A 20049-nucleotide genomic window follows, 5' to 3' on the forward strand; every position below is an offset into this window, starting at 1 on the left:
TACTTTGGTTCCAGGGTGGCGCTTTCCGGTATCGTGGCCGTTCCCGGACGAGGAAGAGGAAGCCCGAGATGAACAACAACGACAACCCCGACACCATGCCCACCGACGAGCCGACGCGGTGGGAAATCACGCAGACGGAGGACGTGTTCCTGCCCTCGGTGCGCGTGCAGCTGGGCTGGCGCGACGTGGAGGCCGCCGTGGAGAGTGGGGCCATCCAGCCGGCCGAGGCGCATGCGCTCTGGGCGTCGTGGGCCTCGCCGGGCAGCCCGTTGCGGGTGGCCGCAGGCGCCTCACCGTCCCCCTCCGTGGTGCCCACGGCGGCCGAACTCGCCCAGGAAGACCTCGCCGCCGGCTGGGCGGCACCGCCGGCCCAGGCCCCGCGCCCCGCGTTGGACCGGGGCCCGGCGTTCAGCTTCACCAATACCCTCTACTACTTCGGCGGCATGCTGGCCATCGGCGCCATGACGCTGTTCATGACCCTGGGCTGGGAGCTGTTCGGCGCCTGGGGCGTGTGCGTGCTGGCCCTGGGTTACCTCACGGGCGCGCTGCTGGTGGCGGGCAACCTGCTGGAGAAGGGCCTGCGCACGCCCGCCGGCGTGCTGGCCACGCTGGCCGTGTGCCTGGTGCCGCTGGCGGTGTGGGCGTTCCAGTCGGGCATCGGCCTGTGGCCCGAGGGTGGGCCCGACAGCTATCGCGACTACCACCGCTACATCGATTGGCGCTGGCTCACGCTGGAACTGGCCACGCTGGCCGCCGCCGTGGTGCTGCTGTACCGCTACAAGCTGCCCTTCATGGTGATGCCCGTGGCGGTGACGATCTGGTACCTCAGCATGGACGTGGCGCACATGCTGATGCAGAAGGACGGCTTCGACTGGACATTCACGCGCGACGTGTCGCTGGTGTTCGGCCTGGCCACCTGCGCCATCGCGGTGTGGGTGGACCTGCGCACGCGCACCGCCGACAACGCCGAAGACCGGCAGGACTTCGCCTTCTGGCTCTACCTGTTCGGCGCGATCATGTTCTGGGGCGGCCTCAGCCTGCGCGACAGCGATTCCGAGCTCAACAAGTTCCTGTACGCGCTCATCAACGTGTTTCTGGTGTTTCTCGGCGCGGCCATCGGGCGGCGCGTGTTCACCGTGCTGGGCGCCATCGGCGTGGCCAGCTACCTGGGCTACCTGGCCTACCGCGTGTTCGAGGACAGCCTGCTGTTCCCGTTCGCGCTCACCCTGCTGGGCCTGGGGGTGGTGGCGCTGGGCATCTGGTGGCAGCGCAACGAAGACCGCCTCCACGCCCGGCTGGCCGACTGGCTGCCGGCAGCGCTGAAGCCACTGGCGCGCCCCGAATGAAGTGACCGCATCCAGGGACACCGAGGGCCCGGCTCCGCCGGCCCCAGGTGTCGCCCCCCCTCCCGCCGAAGGCGAGAGAGGGGGGAGCGCCGAAGGCGCGCGGGGGGAGCCCTTCAATACGTCAGGTTGAGCTGCATCACGGCGGTCGTGCCGCTCACTTCGTTGCCCACCACCAGCAGCGGCTTGCCGTTGGGCGAGCGGGCCGCGGGGATGAACACCAGGCCTTCGGGGCCCAGGTCGCCCGCCGTGGCCAGGCTCGGCGGGTTGGTGACCCACTCGTCGCGGGTGTTGAGGTAGTCCACGCGCTTGGGTGCCGTGGGGCTGGTGATGTCGTACACCAGCACGCCGCCCATGCGCTCCAGGCCGATGAAGGCGAAGGTCTTGGTGCCGATCTGGCCGAGCGCGATGCCCTCGGGTTCCGGGCCCTTGGCGTCGCTGCGGCTGTCCTTCGCGTTGCCTTCGTCGTGGCCGGAGTTGAAGTACGTCGCGCAGGAAATGCTGCGGTCGCGGCCGAGCTTGCAGTCGCTGCTGGCGAGGAACTTCTCGATCTCCGCGCCCGAGTCCCACACCAGGCCGCCGTTGGCGTTCCAGATGCTGAAGGAGCGCGCGCCGTAGCTGTACAGCTGGTCGTACATCAGGCGGTTGCCCAGCGGGTCGGCCACGCCGGCGGCGCTGAACATCATGGGCGAGCCATCGGGGTTGGTGCGGTAGCCCATGGTCCAGCTGATGTTCAGGCGGCCCAGGGCGGCATCGGCGCGGCAGCCCATCGGGTCGCCGGCAATGGCACCGCAGTAGCCGAAGGTGGCGGGGTCGAGCAGGCCGCCCGCGGCCATGGCGTTGAGCTGCGGCGGCAGGTCGTCGCCCGCGCGGCCGGCCCAGCCGTTCTTGTTGACCAGGTGCTTGACGCGGAACTCCTCGACGAATCCCTTGGTGGCGTCACCGCCCCAGTACGCCGCGTTGCCTTCGCCCCAGGCGCGCGCGTCGCCTTCGTTGGCGGTGACCAGGTAGGTCGCGCCGCCCACGGTGTACGAGGCCATGGCGTCGGGCAGGTACATGCCGCGCACGCCGGGCCAGGTCTTGATGTTGATGGTCCCGCCGTCGGTGTCCGAGGCGTCGAGTTCGTTGCCGGCCACGCCGTGGTCCTTGTAGCCCAGCGGCAGCACGTCGGTGACGGTGGCGGTGGCGATGTCCACCTTGGCCATCGCGTTGTTCTCCTGCAGCGTCACCCAGGCGGTCTTGCTGTCGGCCGAGACGGCGATGTACTCGGGCTCGAAGTCCTTCGCGGCGGTGGCGTTCGGGCCGTAGATGCGCACGCCGGCGGCGCGCAGGGTGGCTTCCTGGCCGTTGAACGCGGTGAAGGTCGCGGTGCGCACGACCGGCGCGGCGGGGTTGCGCACGTCGATGACGCTCACGCTGCCTTCGGGGTCCACCTGGTAGTCGTCGCTGGGCTCGCCCTCGTTGGCCACCAGCACGGTGTTGCCATCGGGCGTGAAGGTCACCATGTCGGGCAGGGCGCCGATGGTGACCGAGCTGATCAGGCTCAGGTCGCTCGCGCGGTACAGCGCCATGCGGCCGGTATCGGTCTTCACCGGGGCCTGGATGGCCACGGCCACGATGCCGTTGTGCACCGCCACGCTGTTGATCTCGGCGCCGGCCAGCACCGCGGTGGCGTCGATCACGCCGATCTTCACCGGGTTGGCGGGGGTGGCCAGGTTGAGCACGTCCACGGCGCCGAGCTGCGCGTTGACCACGAACAGGCGCTTGCTGGCGGCGTCAAAGGCCGGAATCTCCGCCGCGCTCACACCGAACTGGCCCGTGCTGTAGCCGCCGATCTTCTCCAGCTTCAGGCTCACCGGCGTGGCCTCGGGCGTCGGCGTGGTGGGCGCCGGGGCATCGCTGCCGCCACCGCAGGCGGCGAGCACGGCGGTCATGAGCAGCGAGGCGGTGAACAAGCGGGTGGTGGGGGTGCTGGGCAGCAGGGGGCGCATTCGGGCGGTCTCGACGTGGTGGTTGAAAACCACGGTTGTAGAAACCGGCCGTGACGCGATCGTGACTTATCCGTGTCTTTTTGGTGACGTTTCCTGGGGCGCGCCGGCCTCACTGCCCGAAGCGCGGCCCGTCTTTCAGGAAGTCTTCTTCCGCGGGCGTGTTGGTGCGCCCGAGCACGGCGTTGCGGTATGGAAAGCGGCCGAAGCGGTCCACGATGTCGCGGTGCAGCCGCGCGAATTCGAGGTTGCGCTCCAGGGTGTCGCGCAGCTCGGGCGCGCAGGTGTCGAGCAGGCGCTGGAAACGCAGCACGCTCTCGGCCTGCAGGGCGGCGTCTTCCGCGTGCATCAGCGGCATGTTCAGGAACACCAGGCCCACGGTGGCGAGTTCGGCGTCCATGCCGCTGGCGTGCGCCTGCAGCGACAGCTGCTGGGCCCGCGCATCGCCCGCGAACGCGCGCGCCTGGCCCCGGTGCACGTTGCGGGTGAACTGGTCGAGCAGCAGCACCAGGGCCAGCCGCGTGTCGATGCGCGCCTCCCACTCGCCCAGGCCGCCGTCCAGCGCCTGTGCCACCAGCGTGCCAAAACGCTCGCGGATGCGCGTGTCGATCTCGGGGCTGCCGCCAAACCAGAGCTCGTCGCGCTTGTCCGAACACCAGCCGCGTTCCAGGCCGTCCCCGAGCCAGAAGTCGAGCACGTCCTGCGCGGTGGGTGGCATGAGGGTTTTCATGGGGGTTTCAATGTAAAGATGGGGCAGGCGTTACGTCTGGCAACGACTTTGACCGAGTATGTGGAACAGGTTAGCGCGGAATTGTCTGTAATACGGTCACGGGGTGCGCAAACCACCCTGCATTGGAGCCCCACATGAACACACAGACCTTGAAAACCCCCTGGAGCCGCACCTCGGCGCTGGCCCGTGGCCTCACCCTCGCCACCCTGGCCGCTGGTGCCTGGGCCTTGTCGGCCATGGGCTCGCAGGCCCACGCCCGCAGCGACGTGCACTGGTCCATTGGTGTGAACACCCCGGGCGTGGTCGTGGGCGTGTCGAACGCACCGCCGGTCTACTACGCACCGCCCCCCGTGTATTACGCGCCGCCGCCGGTGTACTACGCCCCCCGTCCGATCTACTACGCTCCCCGCCCGATCTACTACGGGCCGCCGCCGGTGTACTACGCGCCGCGCCCCGTCTACCGCTCCGGCTGGGGCCCCGCACCACGGTGGGAAGGCCGCCGACACGGCCATCGCCACGATCGTGACGACGGCCGCTACGACGGTCGCCGCCGCTGAGCAAGGCGCGTGCGTGGTGATCAGGCCGCGCCGCGGGTGATGCGCGCGGCCAGCCGCGCCGCCAGGCGCGAGGTGATGCAATCGCGGTCGAGCACCGGGCAGAGTTCGGCGATGTCGGCCGCAACGACGCGGCCGGACGCCATCACCTGATCGATCAGCCGCTCCACATGGGCCAGCGGCACGCCCAGCGTCGCGGGCGCTGACACCCCCGGGGCCTGCGCCCCGGGCAAGACATCCAGACACACCGTGAGGTACACGGCATCGCACTGCGCGAGGTCGAGAGACAGCGCCTGCTGCGCGTCGTGCACGCCGCCGGCGTCCTGCAGGTGCTCGTCCAGCCAGTAGCGCGCGCCGATCTGCCGCGCCCGGTCGAACAGGGCCTGGGTGTTGGCGAAACGGCTGATGCCCAGCGCCCGGTAGTTGAAGGCCTGCTGGTGTTGCACGCACCAGTCGTGCATCTGGCGGAAGGGTGTGCCCGAGTTGGCCTGGGCCGCGGTGCGCAGGTCGAAATGGGCGTCGAGGTTGACCACCAGCAGGCGGTTCGTGTCGGGGCGCTTCTTCACGATGCCCTGGAAGGTGCCCCAGGCCATTTCGTGACCGCCGCCCAGCACCAGCGGCAGGCTCTTGTGTTGAATGGCCTGGGCCACGCGCGCGGCCAGCCGGGTCTGGGCGTCCTCGAGCCCACCCTTCCCACAGCTCACATCGCCGGCGTCCCACACCGCGGGCTCGCCCAGCACGGGCAGGTTGCACAGGGCGTGGCGCAGCGACACGGGCCCGCGCGCGGCGCCGGGGCGGCCGCCGTTTCGGCGCACACCCTCGTCCACCGCGAAGCCGATCAGCGTGACGCCACCGGTGGATCTGGTGGCGGCCGCGCGCACGTGCTGGTGCCAGCGGGTGGTGACGCCGGTCTCTTCGGCGTCCACGCGGCCGCTCCATTCAAAGGGGGGTGCCATGTCCATGGGGTGTCCTTTCCTGTCCGCCCACCACCACGCGGTGGCAGGGGTTGCGGCCAAACCAGTAGGCCAGTTCGTTCGGGTGGTCGAGGTTCCAGGCCACGAAGTCGGCGCGCTGGGTGGCGGCGAGCCGGCCCCGGTCGGCCAGGCCGAGGGCGCGCGCGGCCTGCACCGTGATGCCCTGCACCGCTTCCAGCGGCGTGAGGCGGAACAGGGTGCAGGCCATGCTGGCCATGAGCAGCAGCGAAAGGCCCGGCGAGGTGCCAGGGTTGTGGTCGGTGGACACGGCCAGCGGCACGCCGGCCGCGCGCAGGGCCTCGATGGGCGGCAGTTTCGTCTCCCGGAGAAAGTAGTACGCGCCCGGCAGCAGCACGGCCACGGTGCCGGCCGCCCGCATGGCCGCGATGCCCTCGGCGCTCAGATGTTCGAGGTGGTCGCACGAGAGCGCCCGGTAGGAGGCCGCGAGCGCGGCACCGCCCTGGTCGGACAACTGCTCGGCGTGCAGCTTGACCGGCAGGCCCAGGCCGACCGCGGTGTCGAAGACGCGCCGCGTCTGCGCGGGTGAAAAACCGATGCGCTCGCAGAAGGCATCGACCGCGTCCACCAGGCCCTGCGCGTGCAGCTCGGGCAGCCAGGCGCAGACAGCGTCGATGTAGCCGTCCGGCCGGCCTTCGAACTCCGGTGGCACGGCGTGGGCGCCCAGGAAGGTGGTGCGCACGGTCAGCGGCAGTGTGGTGCCCAGGCGGCGCGCCACGCGCAGGCAGCGCACCTCGGCCTCCAGCGAGAGGCCGTAGCCGGACTTGATCTCCAGCGTGGTCACGCCCTCGGCCATGAGGCACAGTGCGCGCTGCCGGGCGCTGGCCAGCAGCTGCGCTTCGCTCGCGGCGCGCGTCGCGGCCACGCTGGAGCGGATGCCGCCACCCGCGCGCGCGATGGCTTCGTAGCTCACGCCCTGCAGGCGCTGTTCGAACTCGGTCGCGCGCTGCCCGCCGTAGACCAGGTGGGTGTGGCAGTCCACCAGGCCGGGGGTGACGAGCGCGCCGCCCAGGTCCACCTCCTGGGCGGGGCGGGCGAGGGCGGGCAGGTCGGCCAGCGCGCCCACCCAGGCGATGCGGCCGCCCTCGGTGAGCAGGGCGCCCCGATCGATCAGGCCCCAGCCGTCGCCGCCCCGGGCCGGGGTCAGCGTGGCCAGTCGGGCGTTGCGCCAGAGGGTGAGGCGGCTCATGGCGGCGCGGGCCTCAGGGGGTCGCCCAGATGGCGGCGCACAGGTCCTGCTGCCCCGCGCCGGCCTCGCCTTGCAGCACCAGCTGCAGCGCGGCCTCGATGTCGGGCGCGAACAGGCGGTCCTGCGCGTAGAAGGGCACGCGCTCGCGCAGCGCGGCGTGGGTGCGCGCCAGGCGCGGGCTGGTGGCCAGCGGGCGGTGGAAGTCCACGCCCTGCGCCGCGGCCAGCCACTCGATGCCGAGGATGGTCGCGGTGTTGCGCGCCATCTCGTCGAGCCGGCGCCCCGCGAAGGTGGCCATGCTCACATGGTCTTCCTGGTTGGCGCTGGTGGGCAGGCTGTCCACGCTGGCCGGGTGGGCGTGCGACTTGTTTTCCGAGGCCAGCGCGGCGGCGGTCACGTGCGCGATCATGAAGCCCGAGTTCAGGCCCGGGTTGTCCACCAGGAAGGGGGGCAGGCCCGAGAGCGTGCTGTCGATCAGCAGCGCGATGCGCCGCTCGGAAATGGCGCCGATCTCGGCGATGGCCAGCGCCAGCGTGTCGGCCGCGAAGGCCACCGGCTCGGCGTGGAAGTTGCCGCCCGAGATGACTTCGTTGGTGTCGGTGAACACCAGCGGGTTGTCGGTCACGGCGTTGGCTTCGATCAGCAGCGTGCGCGCGGCGTTGGAAATCAGGTCGCGGCAGGCGCCCATCACCTGGGGCTGGCAGCGCAGGCTGTAGGGGTCCTGCACGCGCTCGTCGTTGTCCAGGTGCGAGAGGCGGATCTGGCTGCCCGCCAGCAGCGCGCGCGTGGCCGCGGCCACGGCGATCTGGCCGGGCTGGCCGCGCGCCGTGTGAATGCGCGGGTCGAACGGCGCGTCGCTGCCCTTGGCGGCGTCCACGCACAGCGCCCCGATCACGGTGCCGGCCTCCAGCAGGCGCTCGGCCATGAAGAGGCCGTGCAGCGCGAGCGCGGTCGACACCTGGGTGCCGTTGATGAGGGCCAGGCCTTCCTTGGCGGCCAGCACCAGGGGCGCGATGCCGGCATGCTTCAACGCGTCGGCGGCGGGCACGCGCCGGCCTTGCACGAACACATCGCCTTCGCCCATCAGCGCCAGCGTCATGTGCGAGAGCGGCGCGAGGTCGCCCGAGGCGCCCACCGAGCCCTTGACCGGGATCAGCGGGGAGATGCCCGCGTTCAGCAGGGCCAGCAGGGTGTCGATCACCACCGGCCGCACGCCCGAGTGGCCGCGCGCCAGGCTGGCGGCCTTCATGAGCATCACCAGGCGCACCGTGGCGTCGCTCATGGGCTCGCCGGTGCCCACCGAGTGCGACAGGATCAGGTTGCGCTGCAGGGTCTCGAGCTGTTCGTCCGGGATGCGCGTGCGCGCGAGTTTGCCGAAGCCGGTGTTGATGCCGTAGGCCGCGTCGCCTTTCTGAACGATGGCGTGGATCGCCGCGGCCGAGGCCGCGATGCCGGCCTGGGCCTCGGGCGCGAGTTGCACGTGCATGGCCTGCTGCCAGACGGCGCGCAGGTCGCCCAGCGCCATCTGGCCGGGCTGGAGGGTGAGGGTGGGAAGGGTCATGGGAGGGAGTGTCTCGCGCCTGCGTTCAGGCCACCATCGGGAGTTTCAGGCCGTGCTTCTTCGCAGTGGCGATCGCCAGCTCGTAGCCCGCATCGGCGTGGCGCATCACGCCCGAGCCGCAGTCGTTCACCAGCACGCGCGCCAGGCGCTCGGCGGCCGCGTCGCTGCCGTCGGCCACGATCACCATGCCGGCGTGCTGCGAGTAGCCCATGCCCACGCCGCCGCCGTGGTGCAGGCTGACCCAGCTCGCGCCACCGGCGGTGTTGAGCAGGGCGTTGAGCAAGGGCCAGTCGCTCACCGCGTCCGTGCCGTCGCGCATGCCCTCGGTCTCGCGGTTGGGGCTGGCCACCGAGCCGGTGTCCAGGTGGTCGCGGCCGATCACGATCGGCGCCTTGAGTTCGCCCGTGCGCACCATCTCGTTGAACGCCAGCCCCGCGAGGTGGCGCTCGCCCAGGCCCAGCCAGCAGATGCGGGCCGGCAGCCCCTGGAAGGCGATGCGCTCGCGCGCCATGTCCAGCCAGCGGTGGGTGTGGTGGTTGTGCGGGAACAGCTCCTTGATCTTGGCGTCGGTCTTGTGGATGTCTTCCGGGTCACCCGAGAGCGCCACCCAGCGGAACGGGCCCTTGCCCTCGCAGAACAGCGGGCGGATGTAGGCCGGCACGAAGCCGGGGAAGTCGAAGGCGTTGCTCAAGCCCTGGTCGAAGGCCACCTGGCGGATGTTGTTGCCGTAATCCACGGTGGGGATGCCCATGGCGTGGAAGTCGAGCATGGCCTGCACGTGCACCGCGCAGCTTTTCGCGGCGGCGTCGACCAGCTGCGCGTGCTGGGCCGAATCGCGCTGCGCGGCCTTCCACTGCGCCACGCTCCAGCCCGCGGGCAGGTAGCCGTTGATCAGGTCGTGGGCCGAGGTCTGGTCGGTCACGAGGTCGGGCCGCAGGCCGCCCGCCTGGGCGCGTTTCACCAGTTCGGGCAGCACCTCGGCCGCGTTGCCCAGCAGCGCGATCGAGACGGCTTCCTTGCGCGCCGTGTGGTGGCGGATCAGCGCCAGCGCGTCGTCGATGTCGCTGGCCTGCTTGTCCACGTAGCGCGTGCGCAGGCGGAAGTCGATGCTGCTCTGCTGGCACTCGATGTTGAGCGAGCAGGCACCGGCCAGCGTGGCGGCCAGCGGCTGCGCGCCGCCCATGCCACCCAGGCCGGCGGTGAGGATCCAGCGGCCGGCCAGGTCGTTGCCGTAGTGCTGGCGGCCGGCCTCGACGAAGGTCTCGAACGTGCCCTGCACGATGCCCTGGCTGCCGATGTAGATCCACGAGCCCGCCGTCATCTGCCCGTACATGAACAGGCCCTGGCGGTCCAGTTCGTTGAAGTGTTCCCAGTTGGCCCATTTGGGCACCAGGTTGCTGTTGGCGAGCAGCACGCGCGGCACGTTGACGTGCGTCTTGAACACGCCCACCGGCTTGCCCGATTGCACGAGCAGGGTCTCGTCCTCTTCGAGGTCTTTCAGCGAAGCCAGGATCTGGTCGAAGCAGGCCCAGTCGCGCGCGGCGCGGCCGATGCCGCCATAAACCACCAGGTGCCGCGGGTTCTCCGCCACCTCGGGGTCCAGGTTGTTCTGGATCATCCGGTAGGCGGCTTCGGCCACCCAGTTCTTGCAATGCAAGGTGTTGCCGCGCGGGGCGCGGATCACGCGGGTGGGGTCCAGACGGGGGTCGACGGTGGTGGTCACGGGGCGGGTTCCTTCAGGCGGGTGGCGGCTGGTTATGGTGTACATATTCTCCGGATAATCTTGAATATGTATAGACAACTTTATCTGCCGATAATCGATGCTGTCAAGACCACTTCAGCGGTTCACGCCCTGGTAGAAACCCTATGACCTCCGCTCCTCCCGCCTTGCCCGCCGCCGAACGAACCCCTGCCTACCTGCGGGTGAAGCAGCACGTGCTGTCGCAGATCCAGGCCGGCGTCTGGCGCGAGGGCGACGCCATCCCGGCCGAAGAGGCGCTGGCGCGCGAGTTCGGCGTCTCGCGCATGACGGTGAACCGCGCCATCCGCGAACTGAGCGACGAGCAGATCGTCGAGCGCGTGCAGGGCTCGGGCACCTACGTGGCGCAGCAGAAGTACCAGGCGACGCTGGTGGCGATCCGCAACATCGCCGACGAGATCACCGCGCGCGGCCACGCCCACCGCAGCGAACTGCACAAACTCGAGCGCGCCAAGGCGGGCGAAGCGCTGGCGCGCCGCTTCGGGCTCAAGGCCGATCAGCCGCTGTTCCACTCGGTGGTGGTGCACTTCGAGAACGGCGAACCGATCCAGGTCGAAGACCGCTGGGTCAACCCCCGGGTCGCGCCCGACTACATGGCGCAGGACTTCAACAGCCAGACGCCCAACGCCTACCTGATGCGCGTGGCGCCGCTGCAGGGCGTGCATTTCGTGATCGAAGCCAGCGCGCCGCCACCCGAGGTGGCCGAGATGCTGCACATGGCGCCGGGCGACCCCTGCCTGGTGCTGCGCCGGCAGACGCAGTCGCAAGGGCAGGTGGCCTCGGTGGCCGCGATGTGGCACCCCGCATCGCGTTACCAGTTCACCGGCAGCTTCTGAACGCCGTCGGCCTCAGATCGGTCTCACATGGCCTTGAACTGCGCCGCGTAAAGCCGGCTCACCGGCCAGTGCTCGGGGCGGCCGCGCAGGCGCAGGCTGTGCTTGCCCGCTTCGTCGCGCTGCACGCTGTCGATGGCATCGGCGCGCACCACCGTGCCGCGGTGCACCTGCCAGAACACCGCCGGGTCCAGCTGCGGAAGCAGTTCTTTGAGCGGCGTGCGGATCAGCACCTCGCCCTTCGCGGTGAGCACGCGCACGTACTTGTCGGCGGCCTCGAACACCAGCACCTCCCCGATGGGCACCATGCGGATGCCCTGGCCAACGCCCGCCTGGATCACCTGCAGCCGCGGTGGTGCCGACGGTGCCGGCGCATGGCCCGAGAGCAGGGCGCGCAGGCGCGCGAGCGTGGCCTCGTCGAACGCCGTGGCCCCAGCGCTGGCAGGCTGCCTTTGCGCCAGCACCTGCTGCACGCGCTGCACCGTGCGCGCCAGGCGATCGGGCTGCACCGGCTTGAGCACGTAGTCCACCGCCTGCGCCTCGAAGGCTTGAACCGCATAGGCGTCGTAGGCGGTGACGAACACCAGCGCGGGGAACGGCACGCCGTCGGGCCACTCGTCCGCCAGCTCGGCAGCGGCCTGCAGGCCGGTCTGGCCGGGCATGCGGATGTCGAGGAACAGCACATCGGGTTGCAGGCGCAGCGCGTGCGCCACGGCCGCGTCGCCATCGCCCACGGTGGCCAGCACCTGAAGGCCGGGCCAGGCCCGGGCGAGTTCGGCCTGCAGGGCCTGGGCCAGCAGCGGTTCGTCTTCGGCCAGCAGGGCAGTGGCGTTCATGGGGATGGGGTCCATGGCAGTGTGAGCAGGGCGCGCGTGCCGCCGCCGGGCCGGCCTTGCCAGTCCATGCGCGCACGGCCCGGGTAGGCCGTCTCCAGCCGCTCGCGCACCTGCGAAAGGCCGAAACCGGGTGTGGGCGAGGGCTCGCTGCCCACGCCCGTGTCGCTGACCTCCAGCACCAGGTCGCTGCCTTCGTGGCGCGCGCTGACGCGGACCTCGCCGCCCTGCAGGCTGGGCTCCAGGCCGTGGCGGATGCAGTTCTCCACCAGCGGCTGCAGCAGCAAGGGCGGCACCGGCTGGGTGGTGAGCTCGTCGGGCAGGTCCAGCGTGTAGCGCAGGCGCGGGCCCATGCGCACCGCCATCAGCTCCAGGTAGTCGCGCAACCGGGCGAACTCCTGATCCAGCGTGTGGCGGCCGGCGCTGGCCTCGGTGCGCGAAGCGGTCAGCGTGGCGCGCAGGAAGTCGTTGAGCCGGTCCAGCATGGCCGTGGCGCGCACCGGGTCGGTGCCGATGAGCACGCGCAGGTTGGCCAGGGTGTTGAACAGCATGTGCGGTTCGAGCTGCGACTCGAGCAGCTTCAGGCGCGCCTCGCTGGCCTGGCGCTGGGCCTCTTCCTGCGCGAGGCGCGCATGGGCCAGCATGGCCCGGCTGGTGAAGTAGTAGGCGCCAAAGCCCCCGGCGGCCAGCGACATCAGCACGAAGCCCAGCGTGGCGCGGGGCACGTTGCTCAGGCTCGCGAACAGATCGCGGCCCAGCAGCAGGTTCGCCACCACGCTGCCGCCCCCATAGGACGTCAGCACCGCGACCACCACCAGCAAGGCCATGCGCCAGGCGCCGGGCCAGCCGCTGGGGTTGAGCACGTGGCGGCCACCGTCGATCATCGCCCAGATGCCCAGGCCGATGCACTGCGAGTACACGAGGTTGACCGCGAACGCGTCACCGTTGACCGCCGTGATGATCAGCGCGATCACGGTGTTGACCACCACGACCACCAGGGCGCGGCGGGCGGCGATGTCGGGCTTGAACTTGAACGGCGGCATGGCCGCAGTATCCCGCATGCCCGCCGCCGCTACGGGGCTCACCGGCCGTGTTCCCGCTGCAGCCGCTCGCGCTCCTGCGCCACCAGGCGCTGCTGCAGCCCGCCGCCACCCAGCACGAGCCAGACCACCAGGCCATGGATCAGCAGGCCCAGGCCCCAGCCCAGCGCGGGGTAGACGGCCCAATGGCGGCCGCTGGAGAAGGACAGCATGGCCAGCACGCTGTTGACCGAAAGAAAGACCAGCGCGTGCACGTACCAGCCCATGCGGGCGCCCGCGCGGCGGCGTGCCAGGCGGTCCAGGTCCTGGTGTTGGGGGTTCGAGAGGTTCATGGTGTGCTCCAGTTCAAGGGGGAAAGAAAGGAAGGGTTCAGGCCAGGCCCAGCCACTGGTGCCAGACCAGGCCGCCCAGGTAGCGGCTGGGCAGCAGGGTGAAGGCGCCGGCCACCAGGCAGGCGCTCACGTACAGCCACACCATCACGCGGCGGTGGGTGTTCACGTTGCCGCGCAGCAGGGCGCGGAACGCCAGGAACAGGCTGCCGAAGACGATGGGCACCAGCAGGTGCACCGGCGTGTAGCCCGCGATGTTGGGCAGCTTGAAATCGCGGATGAAGATGGCCGAGATCGCGGTGACCAGCATCAGCGTGACCCAGGCGTAGCCGATGGCGCGGTGCAGGCGCGGGCGCTGGCTGCGGGCCTGGCGCGCGGCGTGCCCGCGCCGCGCCCAGAGCGCCACCGGGCCCAGCAGCACGGCGGCGATGGCGGCGGTCATGTGAACGGCGATGAGGGGCGTGAGTTGCATGGTGGGCTCCATCGGAGGGGATGGAGCGCACTGTGCCGGGGGCGCCGCCCGGGTGCCAGTGCCCTGCGACCGAACCGCCGAAGCCTGGGGTGAAACGCCGCCAGCGCGGCGCGAAATGCAGGCGCGGGAGCTCAGCTCGCCAGGGGTTTGGCGCTCAACGTGAAGCTGAAGGTGGCGCCGCGCCCAGGCTCGGCGCTGGCCTGCAGTTCCCCGCCATGGCGCTGCACGATGCGCAGCGCGGTGGCCAGGCCGATGCCCAGGCCGCTGAACTCGTGCGGCATGTGCAGCCGCTGGAAAGGCTGGAACAGCTTGGCCGCGCGCGCCATGTCGAAGCCCGCGCCGTTGTCGAGCACGCTGAAGCGCTGCTGGCCGTGCTCGTAGGCACCCTCCACGCGGATCAGCGCCTCGGGCGTGTTCGCCGTGTATTTCCAGGCGTTGTGCAGCAGGTTCTGCATCAAGGCCTCCACCAGGGCCGGGTCGGCCATCACATGCAGCCCGGGCTCGATTTGCCAGCGCACCCGGCGCTGCGGCTCGGCGCCCGCGAACTCCTCCAGCAGCCGGGTGGCGATGGCGCTGAGGTGCACCGGCTTGCGCTGCAGCTCGCCGCGCGCGAACTGCGACAGCGTGAGCAGGCCATCGATCAGCTCGCCCATCTTCTTGCTCGCGGCCGTGATGCGCTGCAGGTGCGACTGGCTGTCGCTGCCCATGCCGGGGTTGTCTTCGTGCAGCGCCTGCGCGAAGCCGTTGATGATGCGCAGCGGCGAGCGCAGGTCGTGCGCCACCGCGTACGAGTAACTTTCCAGTTCGTCGTAGGCGGCCTTCAGGGCCTCGGTGCGGCGGTGGATGCGCTGCTCCAGCGAGGCGTTGAGCTGCTGGATCTCCAGCTCCGCGCGCTTGCGCTTGGTCACGTCCTGGATCACGCCGAGCGCGCGCACCGCGCGGCCCTGCGCGTCGCGCTCGAACTCGGCCTGCACCAGGAACCAGTGCTCTTCGCCGCCGAACAGCAGCCGGTACTCGATGTGGTAGTCGGCCTTGCCCTGCACCGCGAGCTTCCACAGCTCGAATGCCCTTGGAAAGTCGTCGGGGTGTGTCAGCGCGACCAGGTCCTGGGTGCTGAAGTCCGCCGAAGGCAGGCCCAGGATTTCGTGCGAGCCCGCCAGCGTGACGAAGCGCCCGGTGGTCAGGTCGGCGCGCCAGCTGGCCAGGCCCGCCAGGCCATGGGCCTGGCGCAGCAGGTGCTCGCTGGTGCGAAGCGCGTCCTCGATGGCCTTGCGCGCGCTGATGTCCTGCACCACCGCGATCAGGTAGTCCGGCTCGCCCGAGGCCTTGCGCACCAGCGAGATGGTGACGTGCGCCCAGACCACATGGCCCTGCCGGTGGATGTAGCGCTTCTCGAAGCTGTAGTGGTTGATCTCGCCGGCCAGCGTGCGCTTGAGCTGGCGCATGTCCAGCTCCAGGTCGTCGGGGTGGGTGAAGTCGCGGAAATGCTTGGTCAGCATTTCTTCCTTCGTGTAGCCCACGATGTCGCAATAGGTCTGGTTCAGGCGGATCCAGCGGCCATGGAGGTCGTTGTGCGCCATGCCGGTGGCGCTCTGTTCGAACGTGTCTTCCAGCTGCCGCTTGCTTTGCTGGAGCTGCTCGGTGGCCTCCTGAAAACGCTGGTTGCGGCGCTGCATCAGGGTGATGGCGCCCACCACCACGATCTGCGCCAGCAGATGCCAGAGGTTGAGCCAGAAGGCCTCGACCGGGTGGTCGATCGCCAGGCTCCAGTACGGCTTGACCATCAGGAAGTTGATCAACACCGTGCCCAGCACCGCGCTGAGCATGCCGGGCAGGAAGCCGCCGTACAGCGCGGCCAGCGCGGTCGCGAGCGAGAGGGTGATGAAGCGCCCGCCCGAATCGGCCGGCGCCAGCGCCATGCGCAGCCAGACGGCCGCGAAGGTGAGCAGCACGGCCACGGCGCAGCGAAGCCAAAGGCTGTGTTCTTCGGGTTGCCAGTTCGCCGCGCGCTGCCAGCCTTGCTGCAGCAGGTTCGTGGAGGACGGTGGGGTCGTCATGGGCGCGCGGTCCGAGGGGGTGCCCAGCTTACACCGGCTCGTGTCAGGCGGGGCGTCCCGGAGGCCGGCCGGCGGGGGCCAGGGCGCCCAGCACGTCGTCGATGGCGGCGGCCGTCTCCAGCGGCTTTTCCATCGGGAACAGGTGGCTGCCCTCCAGGATGCGAAGCCGCTCGGGGTGCGCCTTGCCCACCAGGCGCAGCGTCATCGCCATGCCCACCTGCTTCATTTCCTGCGAATCGGTGCCGCCGATGAAGCCCACCGGGCATTGCAGCGGGTGGCGGCGCAGCAGGCGGTCCAGGTTGTGGGGCAGGGTGTTGTAGATCGCGGTCTCCACCTCGCGGTCGAAGGCCAGCACGCGGTGCGGCCGGCCTTGCGCGTCGGCCGCGTCGCGCGTGCCGTGGTGGATGTAGTCGCGCAGCACGTGCGGGTCCCATTGGGCGAACGCCTTCTTGCTGCTGAAATGGGCGTGCGCGGTCTGCGCATCGGGCCAGCTGTGCCGCCGGCGTCGGCTCACCTTGCCCGGCGAGACCGAGCCCACCAGCTGCGTGCGCTTGATCAGCTCGAGCGTGCGCGCGCGCCAGCCACCGAGCACCGGCGAGTCGATCAGCACCACGCCGCGCACCGCGTGGCCGCCCAGCTTGGGGTGGCGCGCGGCGCACATGAGGCTGAGGAAGCCGCCCAGCGAATGGCCCACCAGCCAGGCGCCCTGGCCGTGGCGCTCCACCTCGGGGGCGGCGAAGTCCGCCAGCTGCTGCACCAGATGGGGCCAGTTGCTGGTCACCGGGTACTGCGGCTCATGGCCGAAGCGGTCCACCGCGCGCACCGTGTGGCCTCGGGCGCGCAGCGACTTGAAGAGCACCCCGTAGGTGCTGGCGGGGAAACTGTTGGCGTGGGAAAAGACGATCAGCGACATGCCTCAGATCAGCTTCTCTCGGGCGTTGGTGATCTTCTTGAGCGGCGCGTTGCGCGGGTTGTCGCTCAGCAGCGGCACGTCGGTGTGCGCGTCGTCCCAGGTCGGGTCCTCGATCTCGTCGAACACCTCGCGCAGCTTCTGGCCCCAGGTCTTGTGCAGCATGCGGAAGTAGGGGTTGTCGTTGTCGATGCAGGTGATCTTGTCGGACTGCAGCATGTTGGCCTCGTACACCGCCAGATCCAGCGGCAGACCCACCGACAGGTTGGACTTCAGCGTGGAGTCCATCGACACCAGCACGCATTTGGCGGCCTCGTCCAGCGGCGTCTCGGGCGCGATCACGCGGTCCAGCACCGGTTTGCCGTACTTCGACTCGCCGATCTGGAAGAACGGGGTCTCCGACGTGGCCTCGATGAAGTTGCCGGCCGAATACACCTGGAACAGGCGCATGCCCTCGCCGCGCACCTGGCCGCCGAAGATCATGGAGGCATTGAAATCCACGCCCGCGCGCTGCAGCGCATCGCCGTCGCGTTCGTACACGTGGCGCACCGCCGAGCCCAGCACGCGCGCGGCATCGAACATGCTCTTGGCGTTCCAGATCGTGATGGGCTCGCCGCCATCGGGGTCGGTGAGCTGCTCCACCTGCAGGATCTCGCGCACCGACTGCGAAATGCTCAGGTTGCCCGCCGACAGCAGGCACATGAAGCGGTCGCCCGGCTTTTCATAGACGATCATCTTGCGGAAGGTGCTGATCTGGTCCAGGCCCGCGTTGGTGCGCGAGTCGGAGAGGAAGACCATGCCCGCGTTGAGTTTGACGGCGACGCAGTAAGTCATGATGAGGCAGCGAGTTTCTTGAGGGCGTAAAGCTGTTCCAGCGCTTCGCGCGGGCTCAGGGTGTCGGGGTCGATCTGCGCCACGGCCGCCTGCAGCGGGTGCGCTTCAGGCTCCAGTGTGGCAGGTGGGGGCGCGAACAGGTCCACCTGGCTGCGGCTTTCTTCGCTCTGGGCCTCCAGAGCGGCCAGGGCGTGGCGCGCATGCTGCACCACCCCGGCCGGCACGCCGGCCAGGCGAGCCACCTGGATGCCGTAGCTGCGGCTGGCCGGGCCCGGTTCGATCTGGTGCAGGAACACGATGCCGCCACCGCCCTTGCCGCCCGACTCCACCGCGCTCACGTGCACGTTCACCGCCGCGTGGTGGCTGGCGGGGAATTCGGTCAGCTCGAAATAGTGCGTGGCGAACAGCGTGTAGGCGCGCGACTTGTCGTGCAGGTGCGTGGCGATGCCGCCGGCCAGCGCCAGACCGTCGAAGGTGGATGTGCCCCGGCCGATCTCGTCCATCAGCACCAGGCTCTCGGGCGTGGCGGCGTTCAGGATTTGCGCGGCCTCGGTCATCTCCACCATGAAGGTCGACTGCGCGTTGGCCAGGTCGTCGGCCGCGCCGATGCGGGTGTGGATGGCGTCGATCGGGCCCAGGCGGCACGAGGTGGCCGGCACGTGGCTGCCCATGCTGGCCAGCAGCACGATCACCGCCACCTGCCGCATGTAGGTGCTCTTGCCGCCCATGTTGGGGCCGGTGATCACCTGCATGCGCTGCTTGGGGCCCATCACGGTGTCGTTCGCGATGAAGCTGCCGCCCGAGCTTTCGTTCAGCCGCGCCTCCACCACCGGGTGGCGGCCGCCGCGGATGTCGATGCAGGGCTCGGGCACGAACTGCGGCGCGCACCAGTTCAGCGTGAGCGCGCGCTCGGTCAGCGCGCACAGCGCGTCCAGCGCGGCCATGGCGCGCGCCAGCTGCGTGAGCACGGGAATGTAGGCCTGCAGCTCGTCCAGCAGGTGGTCGTACAGCCACTTCTCGCGCGCCAGCGCGCGGTCCTGCGCCGACAAGGCCTTGTCCTCGAAGGCCTTGAGCTCGGGCGTGATGAAACGCTCGGCGTTCTTCAGCGTCTGGCGGCGGCGGTAGTCGTCCGGCACCTTGGAGGCCTGGCCTTGCGTGACCTCGATGTAGAAGCCATGCACTTTGTTGAACTGCACGCGCAGGTTGGCGATGCCGGTGCGCGCGCGCTCGCGCTGCTCCAGCTCGATCAGGAAGGCATCGCTGTGGTTCTGGATGCCACGCAGCTCGTCCAGCTCGGCATCGAAGCCGTCGGCGATCACGCCGCCATCGCGCACCAGCGCGGCCGGCTCGGGCAGCAGCGCGTCGCGCAACAGCTCGGCGCAGCCCTCGGGTGGCGTGAGGTGCGCGGCAATGCCATGAAGCAGACCGCCAGCGGCCTGCGGGCCCAGCTGCGCCGCCAGCTGGCGCGCGCGCTCCAGCGTCTGGCCCAGGCCCACCAGCTCGCGCGGCTTGACCTGGCGCAGCGCCGTGCGCGCGGTGATGCGCTCCACGTCGCTCGCGCCCTTGAGCGACTGCCGCAGCGACTGCCACAGGCCACCGCGCAGCGTGTCGATGGCGGCCAGCCGCGCGCGCGCCTCCGCGCGCTCGCGCCGGGGCTCCAGCAGCCAGCTGCGCAGCGCGCGGCTGCCCATGCCGGTGCAGCACACGTCCAGCAGCGAGAACAGCGTGGGGCTGGTCTCGCCGCGCAGCGTCTGCGTCAGTTCCAGGTTGCGCCGCGTGTTCAGCGGCAGGTCGATGCGCTCGCCGCTGCGCGCCACCTGCAGGCTGCTCACGTGCGTGAGCGCGCGGCCCTGCGTGTGTTCGGCGTAGTTCAGCAGTGCGGCGGCGGCCGCGTGCGCGTCCGGCATGTCCTGCGCGTCCCAGGCGGCCAGGCTCGCGGCCTGCAACTGCTCCAGCAGCTTGCGCTGGCCCAGCGCGGCGTCGAACGCCCAGGCCGGGCGCAACACCGCCACCAGCCGACCGCCGTTGCTGCCGCTCTGGCTGGCCAGGGCCTGCACCGATTTTTCGAACGCGGGCGTGGCGTCGGCGCTGTACAGCACCTCGCCGGGCGAGACGCGCGCCACCCAGTCGGCCAGCTCGTCGCTCGCGCACTGCGCCAGGAACACGATGCCCTGCGTGACCGACATCCACGCCAGCCCGCAACCCGTGCGCGCACCCGGGTGCACCGCCATCAGCAGCGCTTCGGACTTGTCCGACAGCAGCTCGCTGTCCGTCAGCGTGCCCGGCGTCACCACGCGCACCACCTTGCGCTCCACCGGCCCCTTGGCCGTCGCCACGTCGCCCACCTGCTCGCAGATCGCCACCGACTCGCCCAGCTTGATCAGGCGCGCCAGGTAGGTGTCCACCGAGTGGAAGGGCACGCCGGCCATGATCACCGGCTGGCCGGCCGACTGGCCGCGCTGCGTGAGCGTGATGTCCAGCAGGCGCGCGGCCTTCTCCGCGTCCGCAAAGAACAGCTCGTAGAAATCGCCCATGCGGTAGAACAGCAGCGTGTTCGGATGCCCAGCCTTCAGGCCGAGGTACTGCTGCATCATGGGCGTGTGCGTAGAGAAGTCTAATTTATCA

General features: G+C 70.2%; 17 protein-coding genes. 3 read left to right on the plus strand and 14 right to left on the minus strand.

Annotated elements, in window-relative coordinates; translation table 11 throughout:
• Positions 1-68 precede the first annotated feature (68 nt).
• Positions 69-1346 carry a DUF2157 domain-containing protein gene (locus ABSY19_RS23115; RefSeq protein ID WP_382156321.1) on the plus strand — a complete coding sequence of 426 codons (1278 nt, stop codon included), beginning with the start codon at positions 69-71 and terminating at the stop codon, positions 1344-1346.
• A gap of 113 nt (positions 1347-1459) precedes the next feature.
• On the opposite strand, the gene ABSY19_RS23120 is transcribed toward ABSY19_RS23115, so the two are convergent.
• Complete coding sequence (locus ABSY19_RS23120; protein ID WP_382156323.1) at positions 1460-3334, minus strand: choice-of-anchor I family protein; 1875 nt, start codon at positions 3332-3334, stop codon at positions 1460-1462.
• A gap of 109 nt (positions 3335-3443) precedes the next feature.
• Entirely contained in the window at positions 3444-4061 is a 618-nt protein-coding gene (locus ABSY19_RS23125; protein WP_382156326.1) for a DUF924 family protein, read from the minus strand.
• A 134-nt stretch (positions 4062-4195) separates the two neighbouring features.
• Between ABSY19_RS23125 and ABSY19_RS23130 the strand changes: the two genes are divergently transcribed.
• Positions 4196-4618 (plus strand): hypothetical protein, encoded by a 423-nt coding sequence (locus ABSY19_RS23130; RefSeq protein ID WP_382156328.1) that lies wholly within the window; start codon positions 4196-4198, stop codon positions 4616-4618.
• A 20-nt stretch (positions 4619-4638) separates the two neighbouring features.
• On the opposite strand, the gene hutG is transcribed toward ABSY19_RS23130, so the two are convergent.
• Genes hutG through hutU form a run of 4 tightly spaced genes read right to left on the minus strand, consistent with a single transcriptional unit; the run spans position 4639 to position 10080 of the window.
• A complete protein-coding gene (gene hutG, locus ABSY19_RS23135) occupies positions 4639-5577 on the minus strand; it encodes a formimidoylglutamase (protein ID WP_382156330.1) in 939 nt (312 codons plus the stop codon).
• A complete protein-coding gene (gene hutI, locus ABSY19_RS23140; RefSeq protein WP_382156332.1) occupies positions 5555-6796 on the minus strand; it encodes an imidazolonepropionase in 1242 nt (413 codons plus the stop codon). Before hutI ends, hutG begins: the two co-directional genes overlap by 23 nt.
• Before the next feature lie 13 nt (positions 6797-6809).
• Positions 6810-8357 (minus strand): histidine ammonia-lyase, encoded by a 1548-nt coding sequence (gene hutH, locus ABSY19_RS23145; protein WP_382156334.1) that lies wholly within the window; start codon positions 8355-8357, stop codon positions 6810-6812.
• Positions 8358-8382: 25 nt separating this feature from the next.
• A complete protein-coding gene (gene hutU, locus ABSY19_RS23150) occupies positions 8383-10080 on the minus strand; it encodes a urocanate hydratase (RefSeq protein ID WP_382156336.1) in 1698 nt (565 codons plus the stop codon).
• Positions 10081-10223: 143 nt separating this feature from the next.
• On the opposite strand from hutU, the gene hutC reads away from it, so the two are divergent.
• Positions 10224-10952, plus strand: a complete 729-nt coding sequence (gene hutC / locus ABSY19_RS23155) for a histidine utilization repressor (protein WP_382156338.1) — start codon at positions 10224-10226, stop codon at positions 10950-10952.
• A 23-nt stretch (positions 10953-10975) separates the two neighbouring features.
• Here the strand turns inward: hutC and ABSY19_RS23160 are convergent, their stop codons facing one another.
• The 8 genes from ABSY19_RS23160 to mutS form a co-directional block, all read right to left on the minus strand.
• Positions 10976-11785: a LytR/AlgR family response regulator transcription factor gene (locus tag ABSY19_RS23160; protein WP_382156340.1), complete on the minus strand. Its 810-nt coding sequence runs from the start codon at positions 11783-11785 to the stop codon at positions 10976-10978.
• Complete coding sequence (locus ABSY19_RS23165) at positions 11782-12843, minus strand: sensor histidine kinase (protein WP_382156342.1); 1062 nt, start codon at positions 12841-12843, stop codon at positions 11782-11784. The genes ABSY19_RS23160 and ABSY19_RS23165 overlap by 4 nt, the downstream gene beginning before the upstream one ends.
• Positions 12844-12863: 20 nt before the next feature.
• Positions 12864-13154 carry a 2TM domain-containing protein gene (locus ABSY19_RS23170; RefSeq protein ID WP_382156344.1) on the minus strand — a complete coding sequence of 97 codons (291 nt, stop codon included), beginning with the start codon at positions 13152-13154 and terminating at the stop codon, positions 12864-12866.
• 37 nt (positions 13155-13191) lie between these two features.
• The gene (locus ABSY19_RS23175; protein WP_382156346.1) at positions 13192-13623 is read right to left on the minus strand and encodes a DUF2306 domain-containing protein; all 432 of its coding nucleotides are present in this window, start codon (positions 13621-13623) and stop codon (positions 13192-13194) included.
• Between the two features lie 131 nt (positions 13624-13754).
• A complete protein-coding gene (locus tag ABSY19_RS23180) occupies positions 13755-15680 on the minus strand; it encodes a PAS domain S-box protein (protein WP_382156348.1) in 1926 nt (641 codons plus the stop codon).
• A 43-nt stretch (positions 15681-15723) separates the two neighbouring features.
• On the minus strand, positions 15724-16593 hold the full coding sequence (locus ABSY19_RS23185) for an alpha/beta fold hydrolase (RefSeq protein WP_382156350.1): 870 nt from the start codon (positions 16591-16593) through the stop codon (positions 15724-15726).
• Positions 16594-16596: 3 nt separating this feature from the next.
• Positions 16597-17424, minus strand: coding sequence for a peptidase (locus ABSY19_RS23190; RefSeq protein WP_382156352.1), 828 nt, complete (start codon positions 17422-17424; stop codon positions 16597-16599).
• A complete protein-coding gene (gene mutS, locus ABSY19_RS23195; protein WP_382156354.1) occupies positions 17421-20018 on the minus strand; it encodes a DNA mismatch repair protein MutS in 2598 nt (865 codons plus the stop codon). The genes ABSY19_RS23190 and mutS overlap by 4 nt, the downstream gene beginning before the upstream one ends.
• Between the last annotated feature and the right edge of the window lie 31 nt (positions 20019-20049).

The organism is Hydrogenophaga sp. ANAO-22, assembly GCF_042466645.1.
Classification (GTDB): domain Bacteria; phylum Pseudomonadota; class Gammaproteobacteria; order Burkholderiales; family Burkholderiaceae_C; genus Hydrogenophaga.